Below are 5,082 nucleotides of genomic sequence, written 5' to 3'. Positions count from 1 at the left end.
CCGAGGCGAGCCAGATCACCGGAACCCTCCTGGTCTTCGCCCTCATGGTGATCCCGGCCGCCACCGCACAAGTCATCACCCCCCGCCCGGCGCTGGGCCTGCTCCTGGCCGTCCTCCTCGCCTTCGCCGCCACCTGGCTCGGGCTGACCGCCGCCTACTACTGGCCCTATCCCCTGGGCTTCTTCGTGACGACCATCGCCTTCGCCGGATACCTGCTCGCGCTGGGCCGGCGCTCACTGCACACGCTGCTCGGCAGCCGCACCGGTGCCCGGCTCACTTCCGCGGAGGCGACCGCATGACCGTCCTGCTAGCTTCCTCCCCCCTCTCCCAGCCGTTCTTCCAGCACGCCCTGCTCGCCGGGACCACCATCGCCGCCCCCTGCGGCCTGGTCGGCTACTTCCTCGTCCTGCGCGCCCAGGTCTTCACCGGCGACGCACTCAGCCACGTCGCCTTCACCGGCGCGATGGCCGCCCTAGCGTTCGGCGCGGACCTGCGCCTGGGACTGTTCGCCGCCACCATCGCCATGGCGCTGCTCTTCGGCACGCTCGGCCGCCGTGCCCGCCCCGACGACGTGGTCATCGGGAGCGTCTTCTCCTGGATCCTGGGCCTGGGCGCCTTCTTCATCACCCTCTACACGACGTCCCGCAGCACCGCGAACGGAACCGCCGGCGTCAGCGTGCTGTTCGGCTCCGTCTTCGGTATCTCCTCCAGCAGCGCGGTCGTTGCAGCCCTGGTGGCCGCGGGGGTCGGGCTGATGGTGGTCCTCATCGCCCGGCCGCTGCTGTTCGCCACGCTCGACGAGGCCGTGGCCGCCGCCCGCGGGGTACCGGTCCGGCTGCTCGGCTACGGCTTCCTCGCCCTGGCAGGCATCAGCGCCGCCGAGGCCACCCAGGCGGTCGGCTCCCTGCTCCTGCTCGGCCTGCTCGCCGCCCCGGCGGGCGCCGCGATCCGGCTCACCGACCGCCCCTACCGGGCACTCGCCCTCTCCGCCGCGCTGGCGGTCCTGGAGATGTGGGCAGGACTGTTCTCCTCCTACGCCGTGCCGAAGATGCCCCCGAGCTTCGCCATCATGGGCGTCGCCACGGCCGTCTACGCCGCGACGTTCCTGATACGACGGCCCGCTTCCAGCCCTCGTACGCGCACCGCCGTCCCCGCCGGCACATGAGCGAAGGCACCCGATGGAACGCGAGCGACAGCACGCCCCCACCCCCTTGGCCGACGTCACGCTCATCGGCCGCCACACTCAGCAACGCACGGTCGTCGTCGAGGCACCCATCCAGGCCGAGGGCTTCGTCGACGCCCAGGCCCTCCACAACCAGCTCGCCACCGCCGGCTCACCGGTCGGCCTGTCCACGGTCTACCGCACCCTCACCGCGCTGGCCGCCGCCGGCCGGGCCGACATGATCCGCGACACGGGCGGTGAACGCCTCTTCCGCTACCGCCCGGGACCGGAACACCGCCACTACCTCATCTGCACCCAGTGCGGCCTGAGCCGGCCCGTCGACTCCGGCCCGGTGGAGGAATGGGCCGACACCATCGCACGGACCTGCGGGTTCGCGAACGCCCGGCACACGGTGGAGTTGTCCGGGGCGTGCCCGGACTGCGGCCGACGGCTGGCGGCGGCCGGACGGCCATGAACATACAGCGCAACCACCGCACGGGGTGATGCCGTTACACATGGCATGGAGAGCACAGGCAGTACACATGTCACCCGCCGGGCCCTGCTGTCAGTCGGCGGACTGATGTTTCTCAGCGCCTGCACAGCCCCTGGCGGTACGCCTGAACACACAGGGACGTCAGCACCCGACATCGTGAAGCCCACGCATCCGGGCGACTCTCACGCCAGCGAGCCGGCCCACGTCGAGCTGCCGGGCAGGCCGGAGTTCTACGTTCACCAGGGCCCGCGAGCCATCGCGCTGACCATCGACGACGGTCCGAACCCCGAATGGACTCCGCAGGTGCTGGACCTCCTGCACCGCTACGCCGTAACCGCCACGTTCTGCCAGGTCGGTGCCCGCGTCAGCGCGTACCCCAGCCTGGTGCGGGCGGTGGCCGACGAAGGCCACCTGATCGCCAACCACACCTGGACCCACGCCGACCTGGCCCGGGCATCCGCCGCGACCGTCCGGTCCCAGCTGGAACGCACCAGCGACACGATCGAGAAGGTCACCGGCCAGCGCCCCACGATCTTCCGCGCCCCCTACGGAGCCTGGTCGGAGCCGACCCTGGCCACCTGCCGCGAGATGGGCATGCGACTGCTGGACTGGTCCGTCGACCCCCACGACTGGTCACGACCGGGCACCGTGTGCATCGTCGAGCGGATCATGGCCCACGCCCATCCCGGATCGATCATCCTCGAACACGACGGCGGAGGCGACCGCTCCCAGACAGTGGCCGCCCTGCGCCTGGTGCTTCCCCGCCTGCTCGACGCCGGCTATCACTTCGTCACCCCGTAGGCGCCACCGCCGCCGCCGGGGCGGCTACCACCTCGCCCTCGCTCACGCCGACCGCTTTCGTGGCGGCCAACGCGGTGGCGCCCGCGACGTACTGCGCCCCGGCCGCTTCCCGGCCGAGCGTGGCCGGCTTGGGCACCACCTGGGTCTCGGGCACGAGAACGTACTCGGCGTGGCTCCCCGGTCCCACCTCCGACTGAGCACCTCGGCGCCGGTGCGGACCGCCACGGCCGCGAAGTCGCTGCCCCGGCCGACGCAGGACGTCGCGGGAAAGCGTTCGGCCGGCGTACCGAAGCGGATCGCGCCTCCGTCAACCGCAGCAGTCGCAATCTGAACTCAACCGTAGGCATCCGTTGCGTCCGCCTGCCGCCGGCCGGGGCTGGGTGCCACGGCTGCCGATGTCGCACAACACGCCTGTCCACGCCAGGCGTCGCGCCCCTCCTTCACCGCGATCGTGGCGATGACCAGGCCCGCGAGCGGATCGGCCCACGACCAGCCGAGCACGGCGATGGCGACCAAGCCGACCAGCAGCACCGCCGACAAATAGGTGCACAGCAGTGTCTGCTTGGAGTCGGCCACGGCGGAGGCGGAGCCGAGTTCCCGTCCGGCACGGCGCTGGGCCGCCGACAGGACCGGCATGCCCACGAGCGAGAGGGCAGCCAGCACAATCCCGGGCAGGGAGCGCGTCGCCTCGCCTGAGCCGGTCAGGGGCGTGACCGCCGGCGGCTGCGATGCGGCAGTGCGCTCATCCAACGCCGGGCATGGCGGCCTGTGCGGCCGCTCGGCTGGCGGGGTGACGTGCACGCCACACAAGGAAGACCGACGAGGCGACCAGGCACCACACGGCGAGCACCACATACGGCTCGACGTGCTGGTTGTGCGGGAAGTAGATGGCGTTGCGCTGGGCGTTCACCGACGCGCCCGGCGGCAGGAACCGCCCCAGAAAGCCCAGGACCGGAGGGAGCAGCGGCCAGGCCACCGCACCCCCGGACGAGGGGTTGCCGAGGATGACCAGCAACAGCCACGTCGGCAGCATCGCCCAGCGGCCCAGGAAGGTGTGGAACGCGGTGAAGATCATGCCCGCCGTGATCATAGTGAAAGTGCAGATTCCCCATGACTGGACGAACGGCAGCCGCACCACACCGAGCACCCAGTCGGCCATGACACAGATCCACAGGCCACCCAGCACGGAATAGCCGGCCGTTGCGGCGATACGCTCGGCGGGGCGCAGCGCCTGAGCATGCACCCCGAGTTGGATGGCACCGACGAAACCGAGGATGGTCGACCCCAGGGCGATATAGAAGAGAGCCAGCCCCTGCGGGTCCGTGACCGGAAGCGGTTTGACGTCCCTGACCTGCACCGGGATGCCCAGGGCCCGGCCCACCGCCGGGGCACTCTGGCCGAGAACCCGGGCGACCGACGCCCCCGCCGCGCTCGCCACATCGACCTCCACCCCGGCCGGTCGACGCTGCAGGATCGCGAACTCCCGCTGAGCGTCGACCGCGGCGAGGGCACTGCCGTAGTCAGGGTACGGATGAAGGACCAGCGACGTGCGGAGCGTGGTCTCCAGCGCGTTGGTGAACCGGCCGCCCGCGACCGACTTCCCCGTCACCGCGACGGGGATGCGATGCGGTACAGGATTGGCCATGGCCCAGCAGTAGGCGCCGACGAAGAGCCCGGCCAGGGCCGCGATGATCAGCGAGATCACCACCGCCGGCAGGAAACGCGACGACGTCAATCGCGGCCATCTGCCCTGTCGGGGCGGCTGAGGCGGCGCCGCCGCAGACCACCGCTCTCCCATGGCCGTGATCGTACGGTGGGCGCCGGGCGAGACTCGGCTGCCGCACCGCATGCGTCACCGGCATGCCGGAATACCGCAACGCAAACGAGCGCCGGCTCACCATGGTGTAGCGGTGCACAGCATTGCCCCCGTCCGCTCGGCTCACGGGTCCCACAGACCCCTCGCCATGCGATGCGGAGTGAGCGTGCCAGTGCCTGGCAGCAGGCGCCGGCCAGGCGGAGCGGTGCCCGTGGCGCCGTGGAGGTGACTCAAAGCAAACGAGCTGTCCCGGAGGTCCCACCCACATGCGCCAAGAGTGCAGCACCCAGTGCGGTCAGGCGCTGCACCGGCGCCGCCCCGTCGACTTGGCCGCAGCCTGATATTGGCCTCCACCTCGGCGGACAGGCGTGACGGGCTGCTCCGCAGGCGCTGAGAGCGGTCCAGCAGGCCGGACACGCCCCTCCTGCTCGAACCAGCCGCCAAGTGTGCAAGTCGTAGCAAGAAGCATCGTCCTGGATCTCAGCGGCGTTCTGCCGGAACCTCTCCGCCCCGCCCGGCTCGGCGTCGAAGAGAACGGTTGTTTCCGCCACCTCCCCGACCCGTTTGCCGTAGTCAGGCTGCCTGGAAACGGCCGGGGGGCACGTCCGCCGGAGTCGACGCCCTGATGGGTGTCGGCAAGACGATCACGACACATGGGTCAAGGGCTCAGGACGGTCCTCCGCAACCGGCTTTGAGCCGGAGTCGAGCCGACGCCGGCCGTCGAGGGGGCGGGCCGTGGTGTGCGGTCGGTGGAGGTGGTGGGCGCCGTAGCGTTCGATGGCCAGGAGAGCGGCGTCGTCGCCCGGTTCG

At 71.1% G+C, this 5,082-nt stretch carries 6 protein-coding genes and 1 pseudogene; 4 read left to right on the top strand and 3 right to left on the bottom strand.

Features of this window, described 5'->3' with window-relative positions; all coding sequences use genetic code 11:
• From ABT288_RS49370 to ABT288_RS49355, 4 genes are all read left to right on the top strand, one after another.
• On the top strand, window positions 1–299 hold a 299-nt coding region (locus ABT288_RS49370; protein ID WP_351623356.1), incomplete at its 5' end, for a metal ABC transporter permease.
• Complete coding sequence (locus ABT288_RS49365) at window positions 296–1,165, top strand: metal ABC transporter permease (RefSeq protein ID WP_351623355.1); 870 nt, start codon at window positions 296–298, stop codon at window positions 1,163–1,165. The genes ABT288_RS49370 and ABT288_RS49365, both read left to right, overlap by 4 nt.
• A 13-nt stretch (window positions 1,166–1,178) precedes the next feature.
• The gene (locus ABT288_RS49360) at window positions 1,179–1,637 is read left to right on the top strand and encodes a Fur family transcriptional regulator (RefSeq protein ID WP_351623354.1); all 459 of its coding nucleotides are present in this window, start codon (window positions 1,179–1,181) and stop codon (window positions 1,635–1,637) included.
• Window positions 1,638–1,811: 174 nt separating this feature from the next.
• Complete coding sequence (locus ABT288_RS49355) at window positions 1,812–2,456, top strand: polysaccharide deacetylase family protein (protein ID WP_351623353.1); 645 nt, start codon at window positions 1,812–1,814, stop codon at window positions 2,454–2,456.
• On the opposite strand, the gene ABT288_RS49350 is transcribed toward ABT288_RS49355, so the two are convergent.
• From ABT288_RS49350 to ABT288_RS49340, 3 genes and pseudogenes are all read right to left on the bottom strand, one after another.
• Window positions 2,446–2,643 (bottom strand): hypothetical protein, encoded by a 198-nt coding sequence (locus ABT288_RS49350; RefSeq protein WP_351623352.1) that lies wholly within the window; start codon window positions 2,641–2,643, stop codon window positions 2,446–2,448. The two genes, ABT288_RS49355 and ABT288_RS49350, sit on opposite strands and share 11 nt — an antisense overlap.
• A gap of 120 nt (window positions 2,644–2,763) precedes the next feature.
• Window positions 2,764–3,173: pseudogene (locus ABT288_RS49345) on the bottom strand (cation efflux transmembrane domain-containing protein); the annotation flags it as partial.
• A 25-nt stretch (window positions 3,174–3,198) separates the two neighbouring features.
• Entirely contained in the window at window positions 3,199–4,254 is a 1,056-nt protein-coding gene (locus tag ABT288_RS49340; RefSeq protein ID WP_502973025.1) for an ABC-2 transporter permease, read from the bottom strand.
• Window positions 4,255–5,082: the final 828 nt, after the last annotated feature.

The sequence above is a fragment of the Streptomyces sp. NPDC001093 genome (genome assembly GCF_040298985.1).
Lineage (GTDB): Bacteria > Actinomycetota > Actinomycetes > Streptomycetales > Streptomycetaceae > Streptomyces.
Note: the sequence above shows the minus strand (reverse complement) of the source record. Positions and strands in the feature narration are given on the sequence as shown.

Bases quoted from the DNA above. Each gene is read 5' to 3' on its own strand.
- ABT288_RS49340 (WP_502973025.1), bottom strand. From the start codon at position 4,254: ATGGGAGAGCGGTGGTCTGCGGCGGCGCCGCCTCAGCCGCCCCGACAG.
- ABT288_RS49360 (WP_351623354.1), top strand. From the start codon at position 1,179: ATGGAACGCGAGCGACAGCACGCCCCCACCCCCTTGGCCGACGTCACG.
- ABT288_RS49365 (WP_351623355.1), top strand. From the start codon at position 296: ATGACCGTCCTGCTAGCTTCCTCCCCCCTCTCCCAGCCGTTCTTCCAG.